Origin of the sequence: Streptomyces griseoaurantiacus (assembly GCF_036189845.1) — a bacterium.
In the GTDB taxonomy this organism is placed as follows: Bacteria; Actinomycetota; Actinomycetes; order Streptomycetales; family Streptomycetaceae; genus Streptomyces; species Streptomyces griseoaurantiacus.
In genome coordinates, this window is sequence record NZ_CP108326.1 from 5,464,169 (window position 1) to 5,490,400 (window position 26,232).

A 26,232-nucleotide genomic window follows, 5' to 3' on the forward strand; every position below is an offset into this window, starting at 1 on the left:
TCCCCCAGCCTCCGGCCGGGGGTACCCCCACGCCGCGTTGTCGGAACGTCCGCATACATCCAGTATGCGGACGCCCCTCCGCCTTGCGATGCACCGCATCTGACGCCGCACGCTGATCCACCAGGCATTACGGGACAGCCCTCAGAGCCGCCCGGGTACGCTCCGGGGCATGCTCCGCTTTCCCGGTCAGGGCCACCGCCGCCCCGACGACGTCGTCATCGGCCCGCTGGACCTCGCCGCCCGCGTGGACGAGGCCCTCGCCGTGCAGGCCGTCGCCTTCGGGCTCGACCCCGACGAGATCGCCGTGCGCCGGCAGATCGTGCTGCGGCACATGACCAGCCCCGGAGCCCGCGCCCTCGGCGCCACCCTCCGCGGCCGCCTCGTCGGCTTCGTCTACGGCATGCCCAACGACCGCGCCCACTGGTGGTCCACCGTCGTCGAGCCGTATCTGCACCGCGAGGGCAACGAGGGCTGGCTCGACGACTCCTTCGTCATCACCGAGCTGCACGTCCACCCCGACCACCAGAACCGGGGGATCGGCCGCCGCCTCATCACCACGATCACCGACAGTGCCGAACAGCCGCGGTCCATCCTCTCGGCGATCGACATCGACAGCCCCGCCCGCGGGCTGTACCGGTCCCTGGGCTACCAGGACCTGGCCCGGCGCGTCCTCTTCCCCAGCGCCCCCAAGCCGTACGCGGTGATGGGAGCCCCCCTGCCGCTGCGCCGCCGTTAACCGATTACCGCCCGCACAGGGCTCCCGGCTAACCTCGTGGCCATCGCCCTCCCCCATTCCCGGGCCCCGTCCGGGCGGGGGATCCCCTTCAGCAGGAGTCGAGAACCATGGCCCAGGTCCAGCGCATGTCACGTTTGTTGGTCAAGACACTGCGTGACGACCCGGCGGACGCGGAGACGCTCAGCCACAAGCTCCTCGTCCGTGCCGGCTACGTCCGCCGCAACTCGGCCGGCATCTGGAGCTGGCTGCCGCTCGGCAAGAAGGTGCTCGACAACGTCTCCCGCGTGGTGCGCGAGGAGATGGACGCCATCGGCGCCCAGGAGGTGCTGCTCCCGGCCCTGCTGCCCAAGGAGCCGTACGAGGCCTCCGCGCGCTGGGAGGAGTACGGCGACCTGCTGTTCCGCCTGAAGGACCGCAAGGGCGGCGAGTACCTGCTCGGCCCGACGCACGAGGAGATCTTCACCCTCGTGGTCAAGGACCAGGTCTCCTCGTACAAGGACCTGCCGGTGATGCTCTACCAGATCCAGACCAAGTACCGGGACGAGGCGCGTCCCCGGTCCGGCGTGCTGCGCGGCCGCGAGTTCCAGATGAAGGACTCCTACTCCTTCGACACCACCGACGAGGGGCTCGCCGAGTCCTACCGGCTGCACCGCGAGGCGTACCAGAAGATCTTCGCGCGCCTCGGCCTCGACTACCGGATCGTCTCCGCCGTCTCCGGCGCGATGGGCGGCTCCGCCTCCGAGGAGTTCCTGGCCCCGGCCGCGGCCGGCGAGGACACCTTCGTGGACTGCCCGAACTGCGACTACGCCGCCAACACCGAGGCCGTCACCTTCGCGCTGACGCCGGTCGAGGGCGCCGCGCACCCGGCCGCCGAGGAACTCGACACCCCCGACACCCCGACCATCGAGTCCCTCGCCGAGCTGCTCGGCGTGCCGGCCTCGGCCACCCTGAAGAACCTGCTGGTGAAGGTGGACGGCGAGATCGTCGCCGTGGGCGTGCCCGGGAACCGGGAGGTGGACCTCGGCAAGCTCGGCGAGCACCTGGCCCCGGCAGTCGTCGAACTGGTCACCGCCGAGGACTTCGAGGGCCGCCCCGACCTCGTCCGCGGGTACGTCGGCCCGCAGGGCCTGGAGAAGGTGCGCTACCTCGCCGACCCCCGCGTCGCCCCCGGCACCTCGTGGATCACCGGCGCCAACAAGCAGGACACGCACGCGCGGAACGTCGTCTGCGGGCGGGACTTCGAGGTCGACCAGTACCTCGACGTGGTCGTCGTCGAGGAGGGCGACCCCTGCCCGAAGTGCGGCACCGGACTGAAGCTGGACCGTGCCATCGAGATCGGCCACATCTTCCAGCTCGGCCGCAAGTACGCGGACACCTTCCAGCTCGACGTGCTGGGGCAGAACGGCAAGCCGGTCCGCGTGACGATGGGCTCCTACGGCATCGGCGTCTCCCGCGCGGTCGCGGCGCTGGCCGAGCAGCACGCGGACGAGCAGGGGCTGTACTGGCCCAAGGAGATCGCCCCGGCCGACGTGCACGTCGTGGCGGCCGGCAAGGCCCTGCAGACCGAACTCGCCCTCGACGTGTCCGAGAAGCTGGCGGCGGCCGGGGTGCGCGTGCTGGTGGACGAGCGTCCCGGGGTCTCGCCCGGCGTGAAGTTCACGGACGCGGAACTGATCGGCGTGCCGCAGATCCTGGTGGCCGGCCGGCGCTCGGGCGAGGGCGTGGTCGAGCTCAAGGACCGCCGCACCGGTGAGCGCGAGGAACTGACGGTGGAAGAGGCGATCGCCCGCCTGACCGCGTAGCGCGGCGAAGGGGGCGGAGGGCGTACGACGTGCCCTCCGCCCCCTCGTGCGTTTCCGCGACCGCTTCCCGGCGGGTTCCGCCGCGCCCGGGGCCCCGCGCGTCACAGCCAGCCGGCGAACTCCAGCAGTACCTCCGCGTCGCGGGGCCGGCCCACGCGGAAGGCCCGCACACCCGACTCCACGGCCCGGAACAGCGTCCACCCCCGCACCCGCTCCCGGTCCAGATCCAGCGACTCCGCGAGCCGCTTCACCCGCCGGCGCGTCGTGGACGCCCCCGAGGGCGTCGCGACCAGGTCCTCGACCCGGTCCCGTACCAGACGCGCCAGATCGAAGGCGCACTCGCCCACCACCGGGTCCGGTCCCACCGCCAGCCACGGCATCCGCTCCCCGGCGAGCACCTTGCTCTGCCGGAACGTGCCGTGCAGCAACCGGCCCTCGGGCGCCGAGGCGACCAACTCCTCCCGCGCCGCGAGCGCCGACTCCACGAGCGGCCGTACGTCGGGCTCGGCCTCGGCCGCCGCCCGCATCGCCTCCGCCTGCCGACCCGTCCGCCCGGCCACCGTCTCGAAGGCGTGCCCGGCCGGCGGTTCGACCCACAGCCGGCGCAGCGTCCCGGCCGCCTCCAGCAGCGCCTTCGCCTCCGGCAGCGAGCGCACCGACATCTCGGGATGCAGCCGCTCCAGCAGCAGGACACCCTCGTCACCGGCGGCGGCCCCGGACGTGTCACCGGCCCCGTCCGCGTCGAGCAGCCGGACCGCCCCGAACCCGTCCCACCGCACCAGCGCGGCACGCTCGGCGCCGGGCCGCGCGGCGGCCGGGGCGAGCTTCAGCACCGCGGGGCTGCCGTCCGCCCGCCGCACCAGCACGATGAGGCCGCTGCGCCCGCCGGGCCGGTGCACCCGCTCCACCGTCAACCCGCGTAGAGCGACGGCCCGCCGCAGCAGTTCGGGAAGGTCGTGGAGCCACGCGTCGGCCCCGTCACGCCGGGTCTCGGCGAGCGCCCGCACAAGCCGCGGCGGCGGTTCGAAAGCCATGCGCGAGTCGTTCCCTTCGAGGTCTGTTCCCTGACCGTTCCCCCCGCGGGGCTACTCCCGCGGCGTCGCCGAGGCGCCCGGACCGGCCGCCGCCCGTTCGGCGAGACCAGGGAAGGCTACGCTCTCCCCGCTCCAGCGCACCGCGCGTACCGCCGCCTCCCGCAGCGCCTCGGCGGCGTCCCCGCGCCGCGCACCCGTCGCGGCCCGGACGAGGTCGGAGTAGACAGCGGCGATCCGTCGCTCGAGCTCGGCGGCGAGCCGCACGGCGGCTGCCGAGTCCGCCACGGCGAAGGGGAGCGCGTACCCGGCGGCCGCGGCGCGCGGGGTGGCGCCGAGGTCGCTCACGGCGCGCACGAGCCGGTCCCGCCGCGCCCGGTGCCCGTCGTACGCCTCCTGTGCCTCGACGCGCCGGCCGTGCCCTATCCGGCCGCCGACCACCCCGTACCCGTAGACGGCCGCGTGTTCGGCGGCCAGGGCGGCCTGCAGCGCCTCGAGCTCGGCGGCGTTCGCGCCACTGCCCTTTCCGCCGGTCTTTCCCGCCGACGGCGTGGGCGTACCTCCGCTGTGCACGGTCATCCCCTCTCCTCCCCACCGGACGCGCCGGAGTCCGATCCCGTGTCCGGCTTCGGCTTCCACGTCGTCAGCAGATACGCGTGGGCGGCGCCGGCCGCCGCCACGGAGGCCAGCAGCCGGGCCGTCTCGCCGGGAAGCCCGGCGAGGGCCGCGGTCCGCCGGTCGGCCAGCGTCTTCTCGGCGTCGGCCAGCGCGGCCAGCGCAGCGGCGGGATCGGCGGGCACGGTGCCGCGGGCGGCGGGGGCCCCGGAGGACGAGCCGGAGGGCGCGTCGGTCGCGGAGGGCGGGGACGTGGCGGAGTCCGGGGCGGAGGGGGAGCCCGTGGCCGGCACCGAACCGCCGAACGCCTTCGCGTGCCGCACCGCTTCGGCCCGCAGCGGACGCAGCCGCGCCACCAGCCCCGGGTGGGCGGCGCCCACCGCGTCGTACCGCGCCACGAGCCGTTCGCTGTCGCGGGCGGCACCCGCGCGCGCCCGTTCCTCGGCGGAGGCTCCGCGGCCCCCGGAACCGCCGGGGTCGCCGGAACACCCCGCGAGCAGCACGGCACCGGCGGCCGAGGCGAACAGGGTCCTTCGGCGCGGCCCCGGGGCGGCGCGCGACGGCAGGGGGAACGGCACGGCAGACGTCCTCGGTGGCCTCGTACGGGCTCGTACGACGGGTGACGACGGTACGAGCGGGGGAACGAACAGGCGTCCGCCCGCCGAACGCGCGGGCCCGCCCGCGCTCACCGTACCCGGGGGCGCACGTGACCCGCGCCACCGGTTGCGCCGCACGCGCGTCACCGCGTGCCGGGGACGTCCCGGCGGGCCCGCCCGGGCGGTCGGCCCGAGGGTCCGGGTGGACGGCAACACCCCTTGGGACCCGATACGCTTTGCCCTGACACACGCCCTTCCACAACAGCACACGCGGCCGAGGAGTCACCCGGATGAGCACCACCCAGAGCGAGAGGCTGCGAGAGCTTCTGGAACCGCTCGTGACCTCTCAGGGACTCGATCTCGAGGAGATCGACGTGGCGTCCGTGGGCCGCCGCCGTGTGCTGCGCGTCGTGGTGGACTCCGACACCGGCGCGGACCTGGACCGGGTCGCCGACGTGAGCCGCGCGCTCTCGGCGAAGCTGGACGAGACCGACGCGATGGGCGCGGGGGAGTACACCCTCGAGGTCGGCACCCCGGGCGCGGAGCGCGCCCTCACCGAGCACCGGCACTACGTGCGTGCCCTCGACCGCCTCGTCCGCTTCCAGCTCCGGGAGGGCGGCGAGCTGGTCGCCCGCATCCTCGGGGTCGACGAGGAGGGCCTGGACCTGGAGGTCCCCGGAGTGAAGGGCCGCAGGCCCACCACCCGCAGACTCGCCTTCCCTGACGTCGACAAGGCGCGGGTCCAGGTCGAGTTCAACCGCAAGAACAAGAACGACGACGCCGTGAACGCTGACAACGCCGCGAACGCTGAGAACGAGGAGGAGGCGTAGCCATGGACATCGACATGAGTGCCCTGCGGGGCCTGGTGCGGGAGAAGGAGATCTCCTTCGACCTGCTGGTCGAGGCGATCGAGTCGGCCCTCCTCATCGCCTACCACCGCACCGACGGGAGCCGCCGCCACGCGCGCGTGGAGCTCGACCGGGACAGCGGTCACGTGACCGTGTGGGCGAAGGAGGACCCCGAGGACCTCGAGGAGGGCCAGGAGCCCCGCGAGTTCGACGACACCCCGTCCGGGTTCGGCCGCATCGCCGCGACCACCGCCAAGCAGGTGATCCTGCAGCGGCTGCGGGACGCCGAGGACGACGCCACGCTCGGCGAGTACGCCGGCCGCGAGGGCGACATCGTGACGGGTGTGGTGCAGCAGGGCCGCGACCCGAAGAACGTACTGGTCGACATCGGCAAGCTGGAGGCCATCCTGCCGGTGCAGGAGCAGGTGCCGGGGGAGAGCTACCAGCACGGCATGCGGCTGCGCTCGTACGTCGTGCGGGTGGCCAAGGGGGTGCGCGGGCCCTCGGTGACGCTGTCCCGCACACATCCCAATCTGGTGAAGAAGCTGTTCGCCCTGGAGGTGCCGGAGATCGCCGACGGCTCGGTCGAGATCGCGGCCATCGCCCGTGAGGCGGGCCACCGCACCAAGATCGCCGTGCGCTCCACCCGTTCCGGCCTCAACGCCAAGGGCGCGTGCATCGGGCCGATGGGCGGCCGGGTGCGCAACGTCATGGGCGAGCTGAACGGTGAGAAGATCGACATCGTCGACTGGTCGGACGACCCCGCGGAGATGGTGGCCAACGCGCTGTCGCCCGCCCGGGTGTCCGCGGTCGACGTCGTGGACCTCGCGGCCCGCTCGGCGCGCGTGACGGTGCCGGACTACCAGCTCTCCCTGGCCATCGGCAAGGAGGGCCAGAACGCGCGGCTCGCGGCGCGGCTGACGGGCTGGCGCATCGACATCCGTCCCGACACGGAGCCGGCGGAGCCCCGGGACTGAGGCGGGCGCCGGGGCCGGGCCGGCGGGGGACGCCGCGCCCCCGTACGCGGGCGCGGAACCCCTGGTGGCCGCTCCGCGGACGGTGGGCCGGGAATACATCCCGGCCCACCGCCGCTCAGATCACGTCATGTTGCAACGCGGCAAGTGTTCGATTCTTGCCCCAAAGGGGTGAGGTCGCCGCGGGGAGGTAGACTTCATAGTGTCTGGCCGGACGCCTGTCCGCGCATGCCCTGAGCGCACCTGTGTGGGGTGCCGGGAGCGAGCGGCCAAGATCGAACTGCTGCGCACCGTGGCGGTCGAGGGCGAATGCGTCCCCGATCCGCGCGGTACGCTGCCCGGCCGGGGCGCATACGTGCACCCCGCACCGGCCTGTCTCGATCTGGCGGTCCGCCGCCGGGTCCTCCCGCGGGCGCTGCGCGCCCCGGGGCCGCTCGACACAAAGGCGTTGCGCCGATACGTCGAGCAGGCGGACAGTTGCTGAGCAGGCAACACGGTAGGACGTGCCGTACGGAACCCCGTACGGCCAGGTACCTCGCGAGTCGAAAGCAGGTCGAGATTGCGATGAGCACTCGATGAGTACGCGATGAGTACGCCCATGAACTAGCGACGGTCCGGACGCAACCCGGACCTCAAAGGAGCGAAGTGGCTAAGGTCCGGGTATACGAACTCGCCAAGGAGTTCGGTGTGGAGAGCAAGGTCGTCATGGCCAAGCTCCAGGAACTCGGTGAGTTCGTCCGATCGGCGTCTTCGACGATCGAGGCGCCCGTAGTGCGCAAATTGACAGATGCCTTCCAGCAGGGCGGTGGCAACGGCAAGTCCGGCGCCCGCCCGGCACCCCGTAAGGCGGCCCCCAGGCCCGCCGCGCCGTCCCCGGCGCAGTCCGGGAGCACCTCCCCCGGCCCCAGGCCGACGGGGGAGCGTCCGGCTGCCCCGAAGCCGGGGGCCCCCAGGCCGGCCGCGGCCGAGCGCCCCGCAGCCCCGGCGGCGTCCGCGCCGACCCCGGGCCCGCGTCCGGCGCCCGCCCCCAAGCCGGCCCCGGCGCCCGCGCCGCGTCCGGCCCCCGCCGCCCCGGCGGCACCGGAATTCCAGGCTCCGCCGTCGGCCCCCACGGGCCCGCGTCCCGGTGCCCGCCCCGCGCCCAAGCCCGGCTCCCGTCCGGCCGCGCCCGGTCAGGGCCAGGGTCAGGGTCAGGGACGTCCGGCCGGCCAGGGCCAGCGCCCCGGTGGCGCCGCACCGCGTCCGGGCGGTCGCGCGGCAGGTCCGCGCCCCGGCAACAACCCGTTCACCTCCGGCGGTTCCACCGGCATGGGGCGCCCCGCGCCCCGTCCGCAGGGTGGTCCGCGTCCCGGCGGCCCGGGTGCGCCCGGTGCCGGTCCGCGCCCGCAGGCCCCCGGCGGCCAGGGCGGTCCCCGTCCGCAGTCTCCGGGCGGCTCCCGTCCGACCCCGGGCGGCATGCCCCGTCCGCAGGGCGGCGCCCCCCGTCCGGGCGGTCCCCGTCCGAACCCCGGCATGATGCCGCAGCGTCCCGCTGCCGGCCCGCGTCCCGGTGGTGGCGGCGGCGGTCGCGGCCCCGGTGGCGGCGGTCGTCCCGGTGGTGGCGGCGGTCGTCCGGGTGGCGGCGGTTTCGCCGGTCGTCCCGGTGGCGGTGGCGGCGGCGGCTTCGCAGGCCGTCCCGGTGGTCCCGGTGGTGGCGGTGGCGGCTTCGCAGGCCGTCCCGGTGGCGGCGGTGGCCGTCCCGGCTTCGGTGGTCGTCCGGGTGGTCCCGGTGGCCGTGGTGGCACGCAGGGCGCCTTCGGCCGTCCCGGCGGTCCCGCGCGTCGTGGCCGCAAGTCGAAGCGGCAGAGGCGCCAGGAGTACGAGGCCATGCAGGCCCCGTCGGTCGGCGGCGTGATGCTGCCTCGCGGCAACGGACAGACCGTCCGCCTGTCGCGTGGTGCGTCCCTCACCGACTTCGCGGAGAAGATCAACGCCAACCCGGCGTCGCTCGTCGCCGTGATGATGAACCTCGGCGAGATGGTCACTGCCACGCAGTCCGTCTCCGACGAGACCCTCCAACTGCTCGCCGACGAGATGAACTACGTCGTCGAGATCGTCAGCCCGGAGGAGGAGGACCGCGAGCTGCTCGAGTCCTTCGACATCGAGTTCGGCGAGGACGAGGGCGGCGAGGAAGCACTCGTCGCGCGTCCGCCGGTCGTGACCGTCATGGGTCACGTCGACCACGGCAAGACCCGACTGCTGGACACCATCCGCAAGACGAACGTCGTCGCGGGCGAGGCCGGCGGTATCACGCAGCACATCGGTGCGTACCAGGTCACCACCCAGGTCAACGAGGAAGAGCGTCGGATCACCTTCATCGACACCCCGGGTCACGAGGCGTTCACCGCCATGCGTGCCCGTGGTGCGAAGTCGACCGACATCGCGATCCTGGTCGTCGCGGCCAACGACGGCGTCATGCCGCAGACGGTCGAGGCGCTGAACCACGCCAAGGCCGCCGATGTGCCGATCGTCGTCGCGGTCAACAAGATCGACGTCGAGGGTGCCGACCCGACCAAGGTGCGCGGTCAGCTCACCGAGTACGGGCTGGTGGCCGAGGAGTACGGCGGCGACACCATGTTCGTCGACATCTCCGCCAAGCAGGGCCTCAACATCGAGAGCCTGCTGGAGGCCGTGGTCCTCACCGCGGACGCCTCGCTCGACCTGCGGGCCAACCCGGAGCAGGACGCGCAGGGCATCGCGATCGAGTCCCACCTGGACCGTGGCCGCGGCGCCGTCGCGACCGTCCTGGTCCAGCGCGGCACCCTGCGGGTCGGCGACACGATGGTGGTCGGCGACGCGTACGGCCGTGTCCGCGCGATGCTCGACGACAAGGGCGAGAACGTGGAGGAGGCGGGTCCCTCGACCCCGGTCCTCGTCCTCGGTCTCACCAACGTCCCGGGCGCCGGCGACAACTTCCTCGTCGTCGACGAGGACCGCACGGCCCGGCAGATCGCCGAGAAGCGGGCGGCGCGCGAGCGCAACGCCAACTTCGCCCGCCGTGGTGTCCGGTTCTCCCTGGAGAACCTGGACGAGGCCCTCAAGGCCGGCCTGGTGCAGGAACTCAACCTCATCATCAAGGGCGACGCGTCCGGTTCGGTGGAGGCCCTCGAGTCCTCGCTGCTCCAGCTCGACGTCGGCGAAGAGGTCGACATCCGCGTCCTGCACCGCGGTGTGGGTGCGGTCACCGAGTCGGACATCGACCTGGCGACCGGTTCCGACGCCATCGTCATCGGCTTCAACGTCCGGGCGGCCGGCCGTGCCGCCCAGATGGCGGAGCGCGAGGGCGTGGACGTCCGGTACTACTCGGTCATCTACCAGGCGATCGAAGAGGTCGAGGCGGCCCTGAAGGGCATGCTGAAGCCGGAGTACGAGGAGGTCGAGCTCGGCACGGCGGAGATCCGCGAGGTCTTCAAGTCGTCCAAGCTGGGCAACATCGCCGGTGTCCTGGTCCGCTCCGGAGAGGTCAAGCGCAACACCAAGGCGCGCCTCCTCCGCGACGGCAAGGTCATCGCGGAGAACCTCAACATCTCCGGGCTGCGTCGCTTCAAGGACGACGTCACCGAGATCCGCGAAGGGTTCGAGGGCGGTATCAACCTCGGAAACTACAACGACATCAAGGTCGACGACGTCATCGCGACGTACGAGATGCGCGAGAAGCCGCGCGCGTAGCACGATCGGCGGCTCACCGGTTCCCCGCGTCCCCGAAAGGGGCGCGGGGAACCGCGTGAGCGGCCACCGCGACTTCGCGGGGGATTCCGGGCGCCCCGGTGCCCGAACCGTCCGCCGGGAGCCGGTGCCCTCGCCTGCGGGCGCGGGCGCGGGCCGACGTGGGCCGGGCCGGGGCGGCGGGCGGAAAATCACCGGCCGTCCCCGTCCCGGACGGGTACCGTGCTGGGGTCCGGCCGATCACCGGCCCGACCCTCCGATCCCGCGCCGGCGGGTCATCCGGCAGCACACATGTATGTGGGGACCCTGTCCTTCGACCTCCTCCTCGGCGACGTCCACTCGCTGAAGGAGAAGCGCGCCCTCGTCCGCCCCATCGTGGCCGAACTCCAGCGCAAGTACGCCGTGAGCGCCGCCGAGGTCGAGCACCTCGACCTGCACCGCCGGGCCGGCATCGGCCTCGCGGCGGTCTCCGGCGACGCCGCCCACCTCACCGACGTCCTCGACCGGTGCGAACGGCTCGTCGCCGCCCGCCCGGAAGTGGAACTGCTGTCCGTGCGCCGGCGCTTCCACGGCGAGGACGACGACTGAACCGGTCATCCGCGTTCACTCGCACAAGAACACGAAGAAACACGAAGAACGGGAGACGGACCAGTGGCCGACAACGCGCGGGCTAAAAGGCTGGCGGACCTCATCCGAGAGGTGGTGGCCCAGAAGCTGCAGCGCGGGATCAAGGACCCGCGGCTCGGCTCGCACGTCACCATCACGGACACCCGGGTCACCGGGGACCTGCGGGAGGCGACCGTCTTCTACACGGTGTACGGCGACGAGGAGGAGCGCCAGGCCGCCGCGGCGGGCCTGGAGAGCGCCAAGGGCATCCTGCGCTCCGAGGTCGGCAAGGCGGCCGGCGTGAAGTTCACGCCCACCCTGGCCTTCGTCGCGGACGCACTCCCCGACACCGCCCGGAACATCGAGGACCTCCTCGACAAGGCCCGGGCCTCCGACGAGGCGGTGCGCGAGACGGCCACCGGCGCCCAGTACGCCGGTGAGGCCGACCCCTACCGCAAGCCCGGCTCCGAGGACACCGACGAGACGGACGACAGCACCGAATGACCCAGCAGCACACCACGCCCGACGGCCTCGTCATCGTCGACAAGCCGTCGGGCTTCACCTCGCACGACGTCGTCGCCAAGATGCGCGGCATCGCCAGGACCCGCCGCGTCGGCCACGCGGGCACCCTCGACCCCATGGCGACGGGCGTGCTCGTCCTCGGTGTCGAGCGGGCCACCAAGCTCCTCGGCCACCTCGCGCTGACCGAGAAGGAGTACCTGGGCACCGTCCGGCTCGGCCAGAGCACCCTCACCGACGACGCCGAGGGCGAGATCACGGCGTCCGCGGACGCCTCCGCGATCACCCGGGAGGCCGTCGAGGCCGGTGTCGCCGCGCTGACCGGCGACATCATGCAGGTCCCCTCCAAGGTGAGCGCCATCAAGATCAACGGCGTGCGCTCCTACAAGCGGGCCCGTGACGGCGAGGAGTTCGACATCCCGGCCCGCCCGGTGACGGTCTCCTCCTTCGCCCTGCACGACGTACGGGACGCGGTCGCCGAGAACGGCACGCCGGTGCTCGACCTGGTCGTCTCCGTCGTCTGCTCCTCCGGCACCTACATCCGGGCCCTCGCCCGGGACCTGGGCGCCGGACTGGGCGTCGGCGGCCACCTCACCGCGTTGCGCAGGACGCGCGTGGGGCCGTACCGGATCGACGGTGCCCGCACGCTGGAGCAGCTCCAGAAGGAGCTGACCGTGCTGCCGGTCGCCGAGGCCGCCGCGGCCGCGTTCCCCCGCTGGGACCTCGACGAGCGGCGCACGCGGCTCGCGCTCAACGGCGTGCGCCTGGAGATGCCCGGTGAGTACGCCGGGGCCGGTCCCGTGGCGGTCTTCGACCCGACGGGGCGCTTCGTGGCGCTCGTGGAGGAGCAGAAGGGCAAGGCGAAGAGTCTGGCCGTGTTCGGCTGACGGCTCGAGGGCTCGAGGGCTCGAGGGCTCGGCGGTTCGGGGCCCCAGGGACTGTGCGGTTCGGGGCCCCCGGGGCCTTGACGGCTTTACGGCTTGGGGGCCTGGTTGTTTGCGGGCTCGGCGGCTTTTCCGTCCGCGACACGCCCGTGGAGCGGCGATCAGGTCGTCGTGATTTCTGATCACCGCTCCACGGTCCCCCTCGGTTCCCCCCTCACCAAGATGTATCCGTCCGTGCGCGATCCGTCACCCCTTCGGGCGGGCGCTCGGAGTGAACCGAGGGTGTGGAAGGGGGCGCGTTCGCCCTGAACGCTGTTCCGCCGATCACCACCCGCCTACCGTCGGGGGCGAACGCACGGCGGGAGGTACGGGAAACATGGCGGCACGGGACGGCGCCCTCACGGGGCTCCACGACCCGGCGCCCACCGCGGATCTCCTCGTACAGATCTTCGATCCGGTCGGGCGGCCGCGAGGCACCGGCTTCGCCGCGGACCCCGAGGGCACCCTCGTCACGAGTCACGAGGCGGTCGACGGCGCCGCCCGACTGCTCGTCCGGGCCGGCGACGCCGTCACGGAGGTCACCGGCGCGGCCATCACCCCGCTGCCACGACTCGGCCTCGCCCTTCTGCACACCCGGGGCCTGGGCGGCCCGCGCCCCCTGCCGGTCGCCGCACACAGGGCGGTCGGCCGGGGCGCCTACGTCCGGATCGCCGCCGGCGGCTGGCGCGAGGCACGCGTCCTCGGCACGACCACCGTCACGTACACCGCGTCGGACGGACCCCGGCTTCTCGACGGAGCCCTGGAACTCGCCCTCGGCACGGCCGGCACCGACGCGCTGCGCCCCGGCGGGGGAGCGGCGGGCGGCCCCGTGCTCGACGCGGAGACCGGCGCCGTCCTCGGCGTCCTCGGCACCACCCTGCACACCGCGCACCGGACGGCCGGGTTCGCGCTCCCGCTGACGGGGGCGGACGGCCCGCTCGCCGCACTCCTCGCCCGCAACGCGGCGACCGTACCGGCCTACGGGGCGGATCTGAACCTCGCGGGCGCGGCACGGCTGACGGCGGCCGCGTCGGCGCCGCGGGTGCCAGCGGCGCGCCCGGAGCGGGTGCCGCGCGCGGAGGTCACCCGGCACCTCGAGACCTTCGCGGCCCGCGGGACGCACCGGCCCCACGGGGCCGCCGAGGCGCCGGAGTGGGCGGAGGCGGCAGAGGGGACGAAGGCGGCAGAGGGGACGGAGGCCGGGGGAGCGGCCGTCCTGGCGCTGGTCGGGCCGCCGGGCAGCGGGCGCACCACCGAACTCGCCGCCCTGGCCGCCCATCGTGCCGCCGGGGCGGAGGCCTCGCCCACCCTGTGGCTGCGCGGCTCCGACCTGCTCGCCGCCGACCCCTCGCTCTCCGCCGCGGCCTCCCGCGCACTGGCCCGCGCCGCCGTACCCGGGGGGTGCGGCGCGAGGACCCCGGTGGCTTCCGGGATGCCTGGGACGCCGTGTGCCGAGGACCTGCGGCCGGAGCGGCTGGCCAGGGTCGCCCGCGAGGGTGGCCGCCCCCTGCTGCTCCTGCTCGACGCACCGGAGGAGATGCCGGACGCGTCGGCCGAGCGGCTGCCGGAATGGGCGGCGGCGACGGCCGCGTGGCTGCGGACCACCGGCGCCCGCCTGATCCTGGCCTGCCGCCCCGAGTACTGGGAACGGCTGGGGGCCGCGTTCCCCCGGGCGCTGCTGTACGGGCCGGGGACGCCCGCGGGACGCTCCCTCCCGCCCTGCGTGGCCCTCGGCGACCTCAGCTTCGACGAGGCCCGTCTCGTCCGTGCGCGCCACGGCATCCCGGACACCGCCCTGGCCCCCGCCGACGCCCGGCACCCGCTCACGCTGCGGCTCCTCGCCGAGGCGCGCGCGGAGTGCCCGGAGCCCGGTGGCCGCCCCGACCGGCACGAGATCCTCTCCGCCCACCTCGACCTCGTCTGCCTCCGCGTCGCCGCCCGCCTCACCGGCCCCGCCCACCCGCGCGGCACGGCCGTACGCCGGCTCGCCGCCCACGTGGCCGGGCAGGTGCACGCGGCGGCGCGGCGGTGCCTGGGGCCCGGCCAGGGCGCGCTGGACGAGGCCTCCTTCGCGCTGCTGTTCTCCGGAGGGGCCACCGCACGACCGGGCGCCGGGCCCGGAGCCCCGGCCCGCGCCGGAATCCAGGTGGGGGGCGACTGGGTCCCCGCCGTCCTGGCCGAGGGGCTCTTCGTCCGCACGGGCGACAGCCACCGTTTCGCCCACGAGGAACTCGGCGACTGGCTCCAGGGCATGCACCTGGACGTGGAGGCCGCGCTGGACGCCCTCGTGCTCCGCGGGGCCTCGTACTCGGCGGCCTCCAGGACCGAGTGGTACGGGGCGGCGCGCCCGGCGGACGGGCCGGCGGGCTCACCGCCCGTGCCGCCCGCTCCCTCCGTGCCGCCCCACCGCATCGGCCCGGTCGTGGAGGCGCTGCTGCTGCTCGCCCGGGACCGCGGCACCGCCGAACTCACCTACCAGCTCGGCCGGTTGGTCGACGCACTGGAGGTGCTGATGCCCGCGGAACCGCCCGCGGCCGACCTCCGCCCCCCACCCGGCACCCCGCTGTGGTGGGCCCTCCGCCTGCTCGCCGAGACCCTGCTCCGGGTGCCCGACGCCACCCCGTACACCGCAGTCCTCGACCGGCTCGCCCGGCGGATCCTCGCCCGTTACGCCCAAGCACGGCCCGTACCGGCCGAGTTGGGACCACCGTTGTGGGAGGCCGTCCGCCTGCGCGCCGCCGAGCGGTTCGACCTGCTGCGTCGGCTGGTCGTCACCGACCCGGCCCCGGGGGCGCCGGGGGACCCCGCGTGCCCCCGCTTCCTGGACGCCGCCGCCCGGCTGCTGACGGCCGACCCCGCCGCCGTGCAACCGCAGCTCACCCGCTGGTTCGAGGACGACCGCCCGCTGCCCGCGACCCCGCACGCGACCGTGGCCACGGCCGCGCAGGCCCTCCTCTACACCCACCGCCACGGCGCCCTCGACCACCTGACCGAGGCCCTGGCCGACAGCGCGCACCCGCGCGGCGAGGAACTCCTCGCCGTACTCGCCGAGGAGGAACCGTCCGCCATGCGACGCGCCGTCGAGCGGTGGGAGCGTGACGAACGCCCGGCGCGCCGCGCGGCCGCCGTGCGGTACGCGCCGCGTGCCCGCGCCCGGGAGGCCGGCCGCGCCCTGCCGCACCGCACGTCCCCCGCCCTCCCCGCCGGGGCGGCCACCCGGTGACCGTGCCCGCGCTCCCGGCATGGCACCCTTGGACCTGCGCAGGAGGCAACCTCCGTGCGAGCTCCGTGCGAGGCGGAGCAGGACAGACGAACACAGGTTCGACGAGGAGCGGTCACAGTGCAGCGCTGGCGTGGCTTGGAGGACATCCCCCAGGACTGGGGGCGCAGCGTCGTCACCATCGGCTCCTACGACGGAGTCCACCGCGGGCATCAGCTCATCATCCGGCACGCCGTGGAACGCGCCCGAGAGCTGGGGGTGCCCACGGTCGTCGTCACCTTCGACCCGCATCCCAGCGAGGTCGTGCGCCCGGGTAGCCACCCGCCGCTGCTCGCCCCGCACCACCGGCGCGCCGAACTCATGGCGGAGCTGGGCGTCGACGCGGTGCTGGTGCTCCCGTTCACCAAGGAGTTCTCGAAGCTCTCCCCGGCCGACTTCGTCGTCAAGGTGCTCGTCGACAAGCTGCACGCCAAGGCGGTCGTGGAGGGCCCGAACTTCCGCTTCGGGCACAAGGCGGCGGGCAACGTGGCCTTCCTGACCGAGCAGGGCAGGACGTACGACTTCGAGGTCGAGGTCGTGGACCTGTACGTGCGCGGTGAGGCGGGCGGCGGCGAACCGTTCTCCTCCACGCTCACCCGACGGCTGGTCGCCGAGGGCGACATGACCGGCGCGCGGGAGATCCTCGGCCGCCCGCACCGCGTGGAGGGCGTCGTCGTCCGCGGGGCCCAGCGGGGCCGGGAGCTCGGCTTCCCCACGGCCAACGTGGAGACGCTCCCGCACACCGCGATCCCCGCCGACGGCGTCTACGCCGGCTGGCTGCACGTCGGCGAGGAGGCGATGCCGGCGGCGATCTCGGTGGGCACCAACCCTCAGTTCGACGGCACGGAACGCACGGTGGAGGCCTACGCGATCGACCGCGTCGGCCTCGACCTGTACGGCCTGCACGTCGCCGTCGACTTCCAGTCCTACGTGCGCGGCCAGGCCACGTTCGACTCCCTGGAAGCGCTGATGGCCCAGATGGCTCAGGACGTCGACCACTGCCGCCGGCTGCTGCTGGAGCAGACCGAGTCCTGAGGTCCGGGAGCTTCGGGGGGCGGGGGCGGAGCCCCCGTCGGCGCTGCGGAACCCGGGGAGGGGGGCGGCGGGGGGTGAGAACCCCCACGCGCACCCCCGGCCGACTCCTACTGCTGAGCCGGCGGATACGGCGGCTGCTGCCCACCCGGCGGCACGGCCCCCGGCTGCTGCTGCGGGGGCTGAACCCCCGGCTGCCCGTACGGCGCCTGCGGCGGCACCCCCGGATACCCGGCCCCGGCTCCGCCGTAGTACCCCGGCGTCGGAGGCGACGCCGGCAACGGCTGCCCCGGCATCGGCGGCGCGGCCACCGGCGGCGGATTTCCGTCCGACGTCCACAGCCCGTGCGACTGCTGATGCCGCGACATGTCCTCGGCCACCATCGCCGCCAGCGTGAAGTAGGCCTCCCGCACCTTCGGCCGCATCATGTCGAGGTCGAGCTCGGCCCCCGCCGCGAGGTGCTCGTCGAAGGGCACGACGACGACTCCTCGGCACCGCGTCTCGAAGTGCGACACGATGTCCTCCACCTTGATCGTCTTTCCGGTCTCGCGCACCCCGGAGATGACGGTGATGGACCGCGACACCAGGTCCGCGTACCCGTGCGCGGACAGCCAGTCCAACGTCGTGCTCGCGCTGCTCGCCCCGTCCACGGACGGCGTGGAGATGATGATGAGCTGGTCGGCGAGGTCGAGCACGCCCCGCATGGCGCTGTACAGCAGCCCCGTGCCCGAGTCGGTCAGGATGATCGGGTACTGCCTGCCGAGCACGTCGATCGCGCGCCGGTAGTCCTCGTCGTTGAACGTCGTGGACACCGCCGGGTCGACGTCGTTGGCGATGATCTCCAGCCCGGAGGGCGACTGGGAGGTGAACCGCCGGATGTCCATGTACGAGTTGAGGTACGGGATCGCCTGGACGAGGTCCCGGATGGTCGCCCCCGTCTCCCGGCGCACCCGGCGTCCGAGCGTGCCGGCGTCCGGGTTGGCGTCGATCGCGAGGATCTTGTCCTGCCGCTCGGTGGCGAGGGTCGACCCGAGCGCGGTCGTGGTGGTCGTCTTGCCGACGCCGCCCTTGAGACTGATGACCGCGATGCGGTAGCAGGACAGGACGGGCGTGCGGATGAGCTCCAACTTCCGCTGCCGCTCGGCCTCTTCCTTCTTGCCGCCCAGCTTGAAGCGGCCACCGCCCCCGGCGGGGCGACTGCTCTTGGCCTTCTGCTTCTTGTTGTTGAGCAGGCGGTCCGAGGACAGTTCGACAGCGGCCGTGTAACCGAGCGGTGCCGCACCGGGGTTGGTGGGCTGACGCTGGTCGTGCCGCACGGGCTGCGGCCAAGCGGCACCGGCGCGCGGGTCGACGGGCGGCTGCGGCTGCGGCTGCTGCACGGGCTGCGGCTGCGCCTGCTGCGGGGGCTGCGGCGGCTGCCCCTGAGCGCCGGGCTCGCCGGGAGACTGCGGGAAGCCGTACCCGCCGGGCTGGGGGTGCGGCTGGGGGCCCGCAGGGGGGAAGCCGGGCGGCGGAGCCGCGGGGCCCTGCTCGAACTGGGCGTGCGGTGCGGGAGGAGTGGGCTGGGCGGGCGGCGCACCGGCCGGCCCGGCCTGCGGCGCGGGGGGCTGCGGGAAGCCGTAACCACCCGGCGTGGGCACCGGCGCGCCCTGCTGCGGGAACCCGTAGCCGGCCTGCGGAGCGGCAGGGCCGGGCGACTGCGCTCCCGGCTGTGCTGCCGGCTCCGCCCCGGGCTGCGGTCCCGGCTGTGCCGGAGGCTGTGGGAAGCCGTACCCCGGCTGGGCCGGGGGCTGCCCCTGGGGGCCGGGCTGTGCGGGGGGCTGCGGGAAGCCGTACCCCTGCTGCGGGCCGGACGCTGCGGGCGGCGCCGCCTGGTGCCAGCCGGCGGGCGGCTGCTGCGGTGCCGACGGTGCCTGCGGTGGCTGAGCCGGTTGAGCCGGTTGAGCCGACTGCGGTGCCTGCGGTGGCTGAGCCGGGTGAGCCGACTGCGGTGCCTGCGGTGGCTGAGCCGGTTGAGTCGCCTGCGGTGCCTGCGGTGGCTGTTGCGGGGGCACGGCCTGCTGTCGCGGACCGGCGGGAGCCTGCTCCGGACCCGGTCCGCCCTGCGGCTGCGCGGGCGAGGCCGCGGGCGGCACGGGAGCGCCGGGCTGCGGCGCACCGGTCCAGTGAGCCGTCGGCGCGGGCGCCGCCGGTTGGTAGGCGGGCGGCAGCGGGGGCAGCGCGGTACCGGGTACCGGCGGAGGCATCCACCCCGGTTCTGAGGCGGCCTCACCGGGAGCGGCCTGTGCCTCGTCGTTCCGGGAGTCCGCACTGACGGAAGGCGGGCCGGAAGGCGCACTCGCGCTGCCGGAACCGCCGGACCGCTCGGGCCTCGTGGCCGCCTCGGCTTCCGCCGGTTCTGGGGCGGCACCCTCGTTCGGCGCACTGAGCTGGAAGTCACCCGATCCGGGGGTCCCGGCGGAGTCGTGGGTCGCCGAAGCGGGGCTCTCCGCCGCCTCGTTCCCGGCCTGACCGTCCTCCTCGGACCCCCTCGAGGACGCAGAAGCAGAAGCAGGAGCCGAAACCGGAGCCGGGCTCGGGACCGGGGCCGGGGCCGAAGGCGAGGCAGCACCGTCACCGGCCTCCTCCGCCCGCGTGGCCGCTTCGGCGGGTGCACGCTCCTCCAGTGCGTGCTTGAGCGCGGCCGAGGAGAACCTCATGGTCGCGCCGCCCCCGAGACCTCCACCGGGCTCGGCCTCGCCGGCCTCGGCGACGGCGCTTCCGGCGTCCGTACCGCCGGTGTGCGTGCTTCCGGTGTGCGTGCTTCCGGCGTCTGTGTTCCCGGCCTCCTCCGCCTGTGGCGGCGCGGTCGGCGGCGTCCACACGGGGAAACCGTCCCCGGAGGAGACGTTCGAGGCCTCGGCGGTGTCACCGGCGGGCGGCACCGGGGGAGCGGCCTGAGCGGGGGGCGCGGGCGGCGCGGGCGCGGCGGCGGGCACCGGAGCCACGGGAGGACCCGGCACGGGAGCCGTCGTCGGCGCGGGCGCCGGGGCGGGCGGAGGCACGGGAGCCGAGGGCGGGACCGGCATCGGCGCGGGCGAGGGCGGCGGCGCGGCCGCCACCCCGGCACCGGCGGAGGGCACAGCGGAGGGCACAGCGGATCCCGCTCCCGCTCCCGCGTCCGCGCCCTCGGCCGCAGGGCTCACCGCCGCACCGGAGTCGTCCCCGTCGGCCTCCGCGGTCTCCTCCGATCCGCCCGAGGCGTTCTGCGTGTACCAGGCGGGCGCCGCGTAGTCGATGGTGAACTCGCCCGTCATCTCGATGGCGGACTCGGCGTCGGACTGGTCGTCGTCGGGTGTGGCCCAGCCCCCGCCGAACCCGTTCCGATCGCTGTTCACAATTCCTCCTGGTGTGGTCGAGCATCCTCGTGCGTGCCGTGCTGGGGGCAACCGCTCTCGCTGTGTGAGTTGTGTGAACTCGTCCGACTCCGCCCGACCCTGTCCGACGTCGTCCGAATCCGCCCGGTTCACCCCCTGGCGGGCCGACGGCCCGCCACACTTCCGGTGTCGCGCCCTGTCCCAGCCTAATCACCACAAGCGTCCCCGGGGCAGGGCCGCCCACCCCTCCACTCCTCCCCACTCCCTCGTCACATGCCCGAAGGGTTCCCGCCCGCCGTCGACCTCACCGAACGAAACGGACGAAAAGCGCTCACAATCACTCAGCTCCCGTCCCCGGCCCCGCGCCCCCTCTCCTCCGGCACGGGTGACAGCCCGGCTCAGCGGTCCTGCTTCTTCGGCATCTTCAGCGACTCCGCACGCCGGGTGACGCTCTCCACCCCGACGACCAGCCACTGCCACGTCTTCTCCTTCGGGCCGGTCGCCAACCTGGAACCGAAGAAGACGCGCCCGTCCTCGACGCGGACGTCGTTCATCGTCTGCGACGTCAACGTCCAGGCCTCGGACGGCAGGTCGAAGTAGAGATACGGCGTCACCCTGCCGGTCGCCGGATCCAGACTCATCAGCGCCATGGGGGAGATGTGGTCACTGCTCTCGCGCAGTGCCAGCAGGCGGTCGCCGCTCATCCGCAGCGGGTACAGCAGCGCGTCACGCCCGGAGTCGAACTTCTTGACCGTCTTGCCGGTCTTCAGGTCGAACCCCACGATCCAGTTGGCGTTGTTGACCAGGTCGCCCTGCTCCGCGCTCCGCAGGAAGACCTGCCCGTCGCCGACGACGATGCTCGGGCAGTCCTCCACGGAGACGTAGTCCGCCTCGTCGACGCACTCGGCGACGTACTTGCCCTTCTGCACCCGGATGGTGGCCAGGTACTTCCCGTGCTCGTCGAGCGAGAGGAGGTCGGTGATGCCGACGTCCCCGGCGGACACCGCGAGGACCGCCGGGTCGCTGGAGACCAGGTGGATGTCGCTGACGTTCTTCGCCACCGAGTACGTCCACACGGTGTGCCCCGTACGGGCGTCGACCTTCCGTACCCGGGACGTCGCCGGGGCCGCGGGATCGGAGCCCTGGCACGCGAGCCGTATCAGCAGGCCCTTCCCGCCGCCGGCGCCCATGTGCAGGCACTTGTCCGTGCTCTCGTTCCGCCACAGACGCTTGCCGCCGTCCATGGCGTACGCGTCCGTCCCGCCGCCCCAGGTCACGACCACCGTGCCGTGCGTCAGCGTGACGGTGGGCGGCTGGAGGGCGGACGTGTCCTCGGTACCCGACGTGCCGCCCGACTTCTCAGGGGAGAACTTCTTGCTCCACAGGGTCTTGCCGTCGTCGAGGTCCACGAAGGCCACCCGGTCGCAGGGGGCGCCCCGTTCGGCCGTGCCCGCGAAGAGGATCGCGGTGCGGTGCTCGACACTCATCCGTGCCGTCGTCCCGCAGATCGGTCCGTCGAAGCGGATGCTCCAGGTCTCGTCGCCCGCGGCCGCGTCCGCGCCCATCTCGAAGCCGAGCAGGGTCCGGTTGATGCCCTTGGCGACGATCTTGTCGGTCGCCCACAGGCCCGGCATGTCGTGCTCCTCGCCCGGGGCCAGGTCGTCGGCGGAGAAGCGGAACGCCAGTGCCCCCGTGGCACTGGCGGGCCGCTTCTCGACCGTCTCCCTGACGTCGAGCCGGTCCGGGGCGTCGGCCGCGTTCCGCTCGTCCTTCCCGGAGGACGAGCCGTTCATGGCCCAGACGACCACGGACCCCAGCGCGAGGACGCCGGCCAGCACGGCGGCGATCACACCGAACGTCTTCCTTCGCCGCTTCCTGCGGCGGTCGTCCGCCGACACGGCGGACTGTGTGTACATCGAGGGAGGCGGGCCGAAACTCACGCCGAGTCCTTCCGTTCGTTCTTCCGGGGCATGCGTTCCGCGCATGCCCTCCTCGTCGTGCCGTCCGCATCCGCATCGCCACGCGCCGTGACGTACCGCCTCGCCGGTGCCCGAGCGGGGGAACCGGGCGGGGGCGGGGGGAGGAGCAGCCCGGCACGACCTCCGCAGCGCCGCCCGCCGCAGCGGACGACGGCCCCGACCGCCCGACGGCCCCCGACAGCGCCTGTCGTCCCGCCGGCCCGAGCCGTGCGCCGGACCGAGCCGTCCGTCGCCGCGGCGCCCTCAGTCCATGCGGCGCGGTGTCCCCAGCAGACCGATCTCGGCGTCCGTGGGCTGCGTCATCACGTACTGCCGGTCGCGCTCGGCGCACCAGAGCGTGAGGCCGTCGTGCAGCGTGGGCAGCGCGTCGGTCTCGGACCGGGGGAGCGCCATGGTGCGGCCCAGCTCGGCCGCCTCGTCGGGCGAGACCCGCTGCACCCCCACCAGCCGCGCCTGCCGTATGAGCCTGGGGGCGACCGGGCTCAGGTACGGCAGCAGCGTCAGCACCGCCTGCCACGGTCCGGACACCACCCGCCCGCGCGGCGGCCGCATCCCGCAGTCCCGCACCACCAGCACCGGAGTACCGGCCGAGGCGCCCTGCGGCGGCACCCGCCCCACGTCGTACACGGCGAGGCCGTTCTGCCCGCCGCCCATGGCGTGGACCATCTGCGCCCAGGCCTGCGGCCGTCCGGTCTCCACGGCGACCCGCGCGCCCGTCGCCGCCGTGCGCAGCGCCAGCACCTGCGCGGTCCACAGTCCGCCGATCAGGACGACGTCGTAGGGGGTGGGTCTGTTGATGCCGAGCACGGCCGGCCTGCCCTGGGCGTCGACCCCGGCCACCACCCCGTCGTCCCCCAGGGGAAGGCAGAGCGCGTCCAGGTCCTGGGCGGGCAGCGAGTGCCGCCCGGTCCGGGGCCCGGCCGGCCCGCGCCCGAGGCCGAGTCCGTGCCGCAACCATCCGCCGGCCCCGGCCCGCCGGGGCGGGTGCGCCCCGGCGGTCACGCCGGCGTCCGGGGCCGGGGCCGGGGGAGCGTTCCCCGGTCCGGGCCCCGGTCCTGGGCCGGTCACGGTTCCGGTTCCGGGTGCGGGTGCGAAGGGCTGGGGTCCCGGACCGGACGGGAAGGGTGCGGGAGCGGCCGGGGGAGGCGTCGGAGCCGTCGTCATCGTGCGCCTCCCAGGGGGAGCGTGGCCAGCATGCCGGGCACCTGCTCACGATCCAGCCGGACGAGCCCGGCCCCGGACCGCCGTGCCGTGTCCTGCAGGGCGCGGCGGGCGGCGATCAGTTCCTCTTCACTGCGCCCCGTCACCCGCAGATGCCCGCGCAGCGACACCTCCTGCCGCTCACCCCGCGCGAGGGTGAGGCTGAACGTCGTCGCCAGGGCCGGTATCGCCGTCACCCCGGTGAGGAAGCGTGGCAGCGACTCGGCACCGCCGAGCTGGGGCCACCGCCCGATCCAGTACGTGGTGTGCCGGCGGTTGTCGCACCGCCAGTTCCGCCCGGACTCCTGCGTCCGCCGCTCCCGTGCCGAGCCGCGTGCCGCCTCGGCGGTCACCAGCGGATCGGCGCAGGCGGAGGTGGCGAGCGCGGCGACCAGCCCCTCCTCGTCGAGCACCGTCACCCGGAACCCGGCACCGGTCAGCCGGCTCGCCAGGTGGTCGGCCACGCGCACGACGCACTTCCGCGCCCCTGTCGCACCGCCCCCGCGCGCGGCCACCGCCTCCGCGCACAACTCCGGGTCGAGCTTCAGCGCGACCCAGGTGATGCGCACCGCCGGGGTCCCCGTCTGCTGCTGCAGCGGCAGGTAGTTGGCGACGGCCACGGACTGCCGCGGCAGGTGCAGCGCGGGCGCCGGCTGCGTGTGCAGCACGATCTGCGCCGACTCCAGCCGTATCCCGTCCACCTCCAGCGCGTCCCGCACCAGGCCCAGCGGCAACGGCTGCCGGCTCACCTCGGCCCGCAGTGCCGTCGCGTCGGCCTCCACCTGCAGCACGGCGGTGACGAACGTCCCGTCCCCGACGATCCCCACCGGCCGCCGGTCCCGCACCCCGTAGGAGTACGTGCGCAGACTCGGCTCGCACTCCAGGGCGGGCACCAGGGCGGCTTCCGCGTCGGCGGGTATCACCAGGGCCGCCGCCCGACGCTGCCGGGCCCTCAACTCGCGTGCGGTGAGCAGCCATTCGGGCAGCGAACGGCCCCTGCGGCGGACCAGGGCCAGCGACACCAGCAGCACCGCGACGACCACGGCCGGCACCATGAGGAGCGGCCCGGCCACCCAGCCGACGACCAGCGCGGCGACCGCCAGTTCGAGCAACACGAGTCGTTGCACCCGGAACGATCCGGCCTGACCGAGCCGCATCCTGAACCGCGGCGCCACCGCGCCCCGCACGCCGTCCCGCGGCCCCGGCGGCTGCTGCCCGACGGCATCCCCCGCCGGTGGCCGGACCCCCTCCGGACCCGTGCGTCCGAGCGGTCGCGACCGCGTACCGGAAGCCCTCACCGTTTCCCCCCGTCCTGCCCCTGTCCTGCTCACAACCGACCGGTGCGGACACCGCACTTGAGCCCCGGAAGGGCCCGGGTACCCTACCCGCTCCACGGGTTCCCACGGACACCATGCATAGTAGGGGGCGGGTCGGACATCGCAGGGCGGGGGCGGGTCCCCGCGGGTGCGACAACGGGGGAGAAGCAGGCACTCATGGCATCACGGCGGGACGAACTCAACGCCTACACGTTCGCGAAGAGGCGCACCCTCGCCGCCTTCCTGCAGCCCTCGCCGTCCGGCTCGGAGGAAGGCGCGCCCAAGCCGTTGCGCGCGGTCGTGCCCGGCCTGATCGCCGGCGCGCTGACGCTGGCCGTCTTCGGTGCCTGGGGCATGTTCCAGCCCACCGCGCCCCCCGGCTGGGACGAGCCCGGCACCCGGGTCATCGTCGGCAAGCAGTCGACGACCCGTTACGTCGTCCTGAAGACGGGGAAGTCCGCCCGGTTGCACCCGGTCCTCAACCTTGCCTCCGCACGCCTGCTCATGAACGGCGCCGACTACGAGGTCATCCAGGTCGGCGACAAGATCCTCGACTCCGGCAAGCTGCCCCGCGGCCCCATCCTCGGCATCCCCTACGCCCCGGACCGGCTGCCCTCGGCCGAGGAGGCGGGCCGCGCCAAGCGCTGGGCCGTCTGCGAACAGCCCGGCGGCAAGGGCGAGACCGTGCAGCAGGCGACCTTCGTCCTGGCACGGCGCGACGCGGACACGATGGACGACTCGCACCGCCTCTCCGGCGGCGACGTCCTCTACGTCCGCACCCGCGCCGGAGCGCGCCACCTGGTCGACGCGCACGGCACCTCGTACGCCGTCACCGGCAAGGAGTCCGACGCGCTGACGACCGCGCTCGTCGGGACCCGCGCGCCGCAACCCGTCAGCAAGGAGTGGCTGGCCACCCTCCATCAGGGGGACGACATCCGGTTCCCGCGGTTGCCGGCGGGCGTCGGCACACCGGCACACGTGCCGGGCGGGCTCTCGGACGACGAGAACCGGGTCGGCATGGTCCTGCGGGCCGAGACCGGCGAGGGCACCAGGTACTACGTCGTCCTGCCCGGCAAGGTGCGGCCGGTCAGCGAGTTCACCGCCTGGCTGCTCATCTCCTCGCCGCAGACGACCGCGCTGAACATGAACGGCCGGGCCCGCACGGTGGGCCTGCAGGACTTCACCGCCGACGCCGAGCCCTTCGCCGGCCAGGCCGCCCACTGGCCCCTCCGGCGCACCCGGCAGGTCAACTCGGCGCCCACGGCGTCCCCCATGGACTCGGCGGCCGGCGGCGGCTCGGCCCGCGACACCGTGTGCAGCGTGCTGCGCGACGTCGGCGAGGACGACGCCACCACGCTCAGCACCTGGGCGGGCACCGGATACCCGCTCGAGAACACCGCCGAGGGCACCAGCACCTACGTCACCCCGGGCACCGGGCTGCTCTACACCCAGTTCCAGGGCACCGAGACCGGCGCCGGCGCCCTCTTCCTCGTCACCGACACCGGGCTGCGGTACGCCGTCCAGGCCAACGGGGACAGCGACAGCCGCACCTCGAAGATCGGCGCGAGCCGCGGGAAGAACGCCGAGGGCACCCCCGAACCCAGCGAGGCCCAGGTCAAGCTCGGCTACGAGAACGTCCGGCCCGCCAAGGTGCCCGCCGTCTGGTCGGAACTCCTCGCCAAGGGGCCCCGGCTGGACACCAACAGCGCGCGGCAGCCGCAGGGTTCGTGATCCG

The 26,232-nt window shown here is 74.2% G+C and carries 19 protein-coding genes; 12 read left to right on the top strand and 7 right to left on the bottom strand.

Annotation, left to right across the window (positions count from 1 at the left end; all coding sequences use genetic code 11):
* Window positions 1–169: 169 nt before the first annotated feature.
* Together OHB09_RS24395 and OHB09_RS24400 are read left to right on the top strand one after the other, a co-directional pair.
* Window positions 170–736: a GNAT family N-acetyltransferase gene (locus OHB09_RS24395; RefSeq protein WP_006139498.1), complete on the top strand. Its 567-nt coding sequence runs from the start codon at window positions 170–172 to the stop codon at window positions 734–736.
* A gap of 107 nt (window positions 737–843) precedes the next feature.
* Window positions 844–2,538 carry a proline--tRNA ligase gene (locus tag OHB09_RS24400; protein ID WP_093600271.1) on the top strand — a complete coding sequence of 565 codons (1,695 nt, stop codon included), beginning with the start codon at window positions 844–846 and terminating at the stop codon, window positions 2,536–2,538.
* A gap of 101 nt (window positions 2,539–2,639) precedes the next feature.
* Here the strand turns inward: OHB09_RS24400 and OHB09_RS24405 are convergent, their stop codons facing one another.
* From OHB09_RS24405 to OHB09_RS24415, 3 genes are read right to left on the bottom strand one after another with little or no spacing between them, the layout of a single operon-like run.
* A complete protein-coding gene (locus OHB09_RS24405) occupies window positions 2,640–3,572 on the bottom strand; it encodes an aminoglycoside phosphotransferase family protein (RefSeq protein WP_191853288.1) in 933 nt (310 codons plus the stop codon).
* 51 nt (window positions 3,573–3,623) lie between these two features.
* A complete protein-coding gene (locus tag OHB09_RS24410; protein WP_328922523.1) occupies window positions 3,624–4,148 on the bottom strand; it encodes a ferritin-like domain-containing protein in 525 nt (174 codons plus the stop codon).
* Window positions 4,145–4,762 carry a hypothetical protein gene (locus tag OHB09_RS24415; protein WP_328922524.1) on the bottom strand — a complete coding sequence of 206 codons (618 nt, stop codon included), beginning with the start codon at window positions 4,760–4,762 and terminating at the stop codon, window positions 4,145–4,147. Before OHB09_RS24415 ends, OHB09_RS24410 begins: the two co-directional genes overlap by 4 nt.
* Before the next feature lie 308 nt (window positions 4,763–5,070).
* Between OHB09_RS24415 and rimP the strand changes: the two genes are divergently transcribed.
* The 9 genes from rimP to OHB09_RS24460 all read left to right on the top strand — a co-directional run bounded on the left by rimP (window position 5,071) and on the right by OHB09_RS24460 (window position 16,649).
* A complete protein-coding gene (gene rimP, locus OHB09_RS24420; RefSeq protein ID WP_006139490.1) occupies window positions 5,071–5,610 on the top strand; it encodes a ribosome maturation factor RimP in 540 nt (179 codons plus the stop codon).
* A gap of 2 nt (window positions 5,611–5,612) precedes the next feature.
* On the top strand, window positions 5,613–6,605 hold the full coding sequence (gene nusA / locus OHB09_RS24425) for a transcription termination factor NusA (RefSeq protein WP_006139489.1): 993 nt from the start codon (window positions 5,613–5,615) through the stop codon (window positions 6,603–6,605).
* Between the two features lie 199 nt (window positions 6,606–6,804).
* Window positions 6,805–7,086 (top strand): YlxR family protein, encoded by a 282-nt coding sequence (locus OHB09_RS24430; protein ID WP_078630838.1) that lies wholly within the window; start codon window positions 6,805–6,807, stop codon window positions 7,084–7,086.
* A 161-nt stretch (window positions 7,087–7,247) separates the two neighbouring features.
* Complete coding sequence (gene infB, locus OHB09_RS24435) at window positions 7,248–10,310, top strand: translation initiation factor IF-2 (protein WP_093600262.1); 3,063 nt, start codon at window positions 7,248–7,250, stop codon at window positions 10,308–10,310.
* A 288-nt stretch (window positions 10,311–10,598) separates the two neighbouring features.
* The gene (locus OHB09_RS24440; protein ID WP_040894654.1) at window positions 10,599–10,895 is read left to right on the top strand and encodes a DUF503 domain-containing protein; all 297 of its coding nucleotides are present in this window, start codon (window positions 10,599–10,601) and stop codon (window positions 10,893–10,895) included.
* Window positions 10,896–10,958: 63 nt separating this feature from the next.
* On the top strand, window positions 10,959–11,417 hold the full coding sequence (gene rbfA, locus OHB09_RS24445; protein ID WP_006139485.1) for a 30S ribosome-binding factor RbfA: 459 nt from the start codon (window positions 10,959–10,961) through the stop codon (window positions 11,415–11,417).
* The gene (gene truB / locus OHB09_RS24450; protein WP_093600259.1) at window positions 11,414–12,319 is read left to right on the top strand and encodes a tRNA pseudouridine(55) synthase TruB; all 906 of its coding nucleotides are present in this window, start codon (window positions 11,414–11,416) and stop codon (window positions 12,317–12,319) included. The genes rbfA and truB overlap by 4 nt, the downstream gene beginning before the upstream one ends.
* A 373-nt stretch (window positions 12,320–12,692) precedes the next feature.
* Window positions 12,693–15,578 carry a trypsin-like peptidase domain-containing protein gene (locus OHB09_RS24455; RefSeq protein WP_407077346.1) on the top strand — a complete coding sequence of 962 codons (2,886 nt, stop codon included), beginning with the start codon at window positions 12,693–12,695 and terminating at the stop codon, window positions 15,576–15,578.
* A 117-nt stretch (window positions 15,579–15,695) separates the two neighbouring features.
* Window positions 15,696–16,649 carry a bifunctional riboflavin kinase/FAD synthetase gene (locus OHB09_RS24460; protein WP_093600253.1) on the top strand — a complete coding sequence of 318 codons (954 nt, stop codon included), beginning with the start codon at window positions 15,696–15,698 and terminating at the stop codon, window positions 16,647–16,649.
* A 107-nt stretch (window positions 16,650–16,756) separates the two neighbouring features.
* On the opposite strand, the gene OHB09_RS33335 is transcribed toward OHB09_RS24460, so the two are convergent.
* The 4 genes from OHB09_RS33335 to eccE all read right to left on the bottom strand — a co-directional run bounded on the left by OHB09_RS33335 (window position 16,757) and on the right by eccE (window position 24,338).
* Entirely contained in the window at window positions 16,757–20,023 is a 3,267-nt protein-coding gene (locus OHB09_RS33335) for an SCO5717 family growth-regulating ATPase (protein ID WP_407077347.1), read from the bottom strand.
* A 377-nt stretch (window positions 20,024–20,400) separates the two neighbouring features.
* Complete coding sequence (locus OHB09_RS24480) at window positions 20,401–21,918, bottom strand: outer membrane protein assembly factor BamB family protein (protein ID WP_234527630.1); 1,518 nt, start codon at window positions 21,916–21,918, stop codon at window positions 20,401–20,403.
* A gap of 306 nt (window positions 21,919–22,224) precedes the next feature.
* Window positions 22,225–22,983, bottom strand: coding sequence for a hypothetical protein (locus tag OHB09_RS24485; RefSeq protein ID WP_006139473.1), 759 nt, complete (start codon window positions 22,981–22,983; stop codon window positions 22,225–22,227).
* Window positions 22,984–23,141: 158 nt separating this feature from the next.
* The gene (gene eccE, locus OHB09_RS24490; RefSeq protein WP_328922525.1) at window positions 23,142–24,338 is read right to left on the bottom strand and encodes a type VII secretion protein EccE; all 1,197 of its coding nucleotides are present in this window, start codon (window positions 24,336–24,338) and stop codon (window positions 23,142–23,144) included.
* 336 nt (window positions 24,339–24,674) lie between these two features.
* Here eccE and eccB point away from each other — a divergent pair, with 336 nt between their 5' ends.
* Window positions 24,675–26,228, top strand: a complete 1,554-nt coding sequence (eccB, locus tag OHB09_RS24495; RefSeq protein WP_328922526.1) for a type VII secretion protein EccB — start codon at window positions 24,675–24,677, stop codon at window positions 26,226–26,228.
* Window positions 26,229–26,232: the final 4 nt, after the last annotated feature.

Bases quoted from the DNA above. Each gene is read 5' to 3' on its own strand.
- OHB09_RS24395 (WP_006139498.1), top strand. From the start codon at position 170: ATGCTCCGCTTTCCCGGTCAGGGCCACCGCCGCCCCGACGACGTCGTC.
- OHB09_RS24400 (WP_093600271.1), top strand. From the start codon at position 844: ATGGCCCAGGTCCAGCGCATGTCACGTTTGTTGGTCAAGACACTGCGT.
- OHB09_RS24405 (WP_191853288.1), bottom strand. From the start codon at position 3,572: ATGGCTTTCGAACCGCCGCCGCGGCTTGTGCGGGCGCTCGCCGAGACC.
- OHB09_RS24410 (WP_328922523.1), bottom strand. From the start codon at position 4,148: ATGACCGTGCACAGCGGAGGTACGCCCACGCCGTCGGCGGGAAAGACC.
- rimP (WP_006139490.1), top strand. From the start codon at position 5,071: ATGAGCACCACCCAGAGCGAGAGGCTGCGAGAGCTTCTGGAACCGCTC.
- nusA (WP_006139489.1), top strand. From the start codon at position 5,613: ATGGACATCGACATGAGTGCCCTGCGGGGCCTGGTGCGGGAGAAGGAG.
- OHB09_RS24440 (WP_040894654.1), top strand. From the start codon at position 10,599: ATGTATGTGGGGACCCTGTCCTTCGACCTCCTCCTCGGCGACGTCCAC.
- truB (WP_093600259.1), top strand. From the start codon at position 11,414: ATGACCCAGCAGCACACCACGCCCGACGGCCTCGTCATCGTCGACAAG.
- OHB09_RS24455 (WP_407077346.1), top strand. From the start codon at position 12,693: ATGGCGGCACGGGACGGCGCCCTCACGGGGCTCCACGACCCGGCGCCC.
- OHB09_RS24480 (WP_234527630.1), bottom strand. From the start codon at position 21,918: ATGTACACACAGTCCGCCGTGTCGGCGGACGACCGCCGCAGGAAGCGG.
- eccE (WP_328922525.1), bottom strand. From the start codon at position 24,338: ATGCGGCTCGGTCAGGCCGGATCGTTCCGGGTGCAACGACTCGTGTTG.
- eccB (WP_328922526.1), top strand. From the start codon at position 24,675: ATGGCATCACGGCGGGACGAACTCAACGCCTACACGTTCGCGAAGAGG.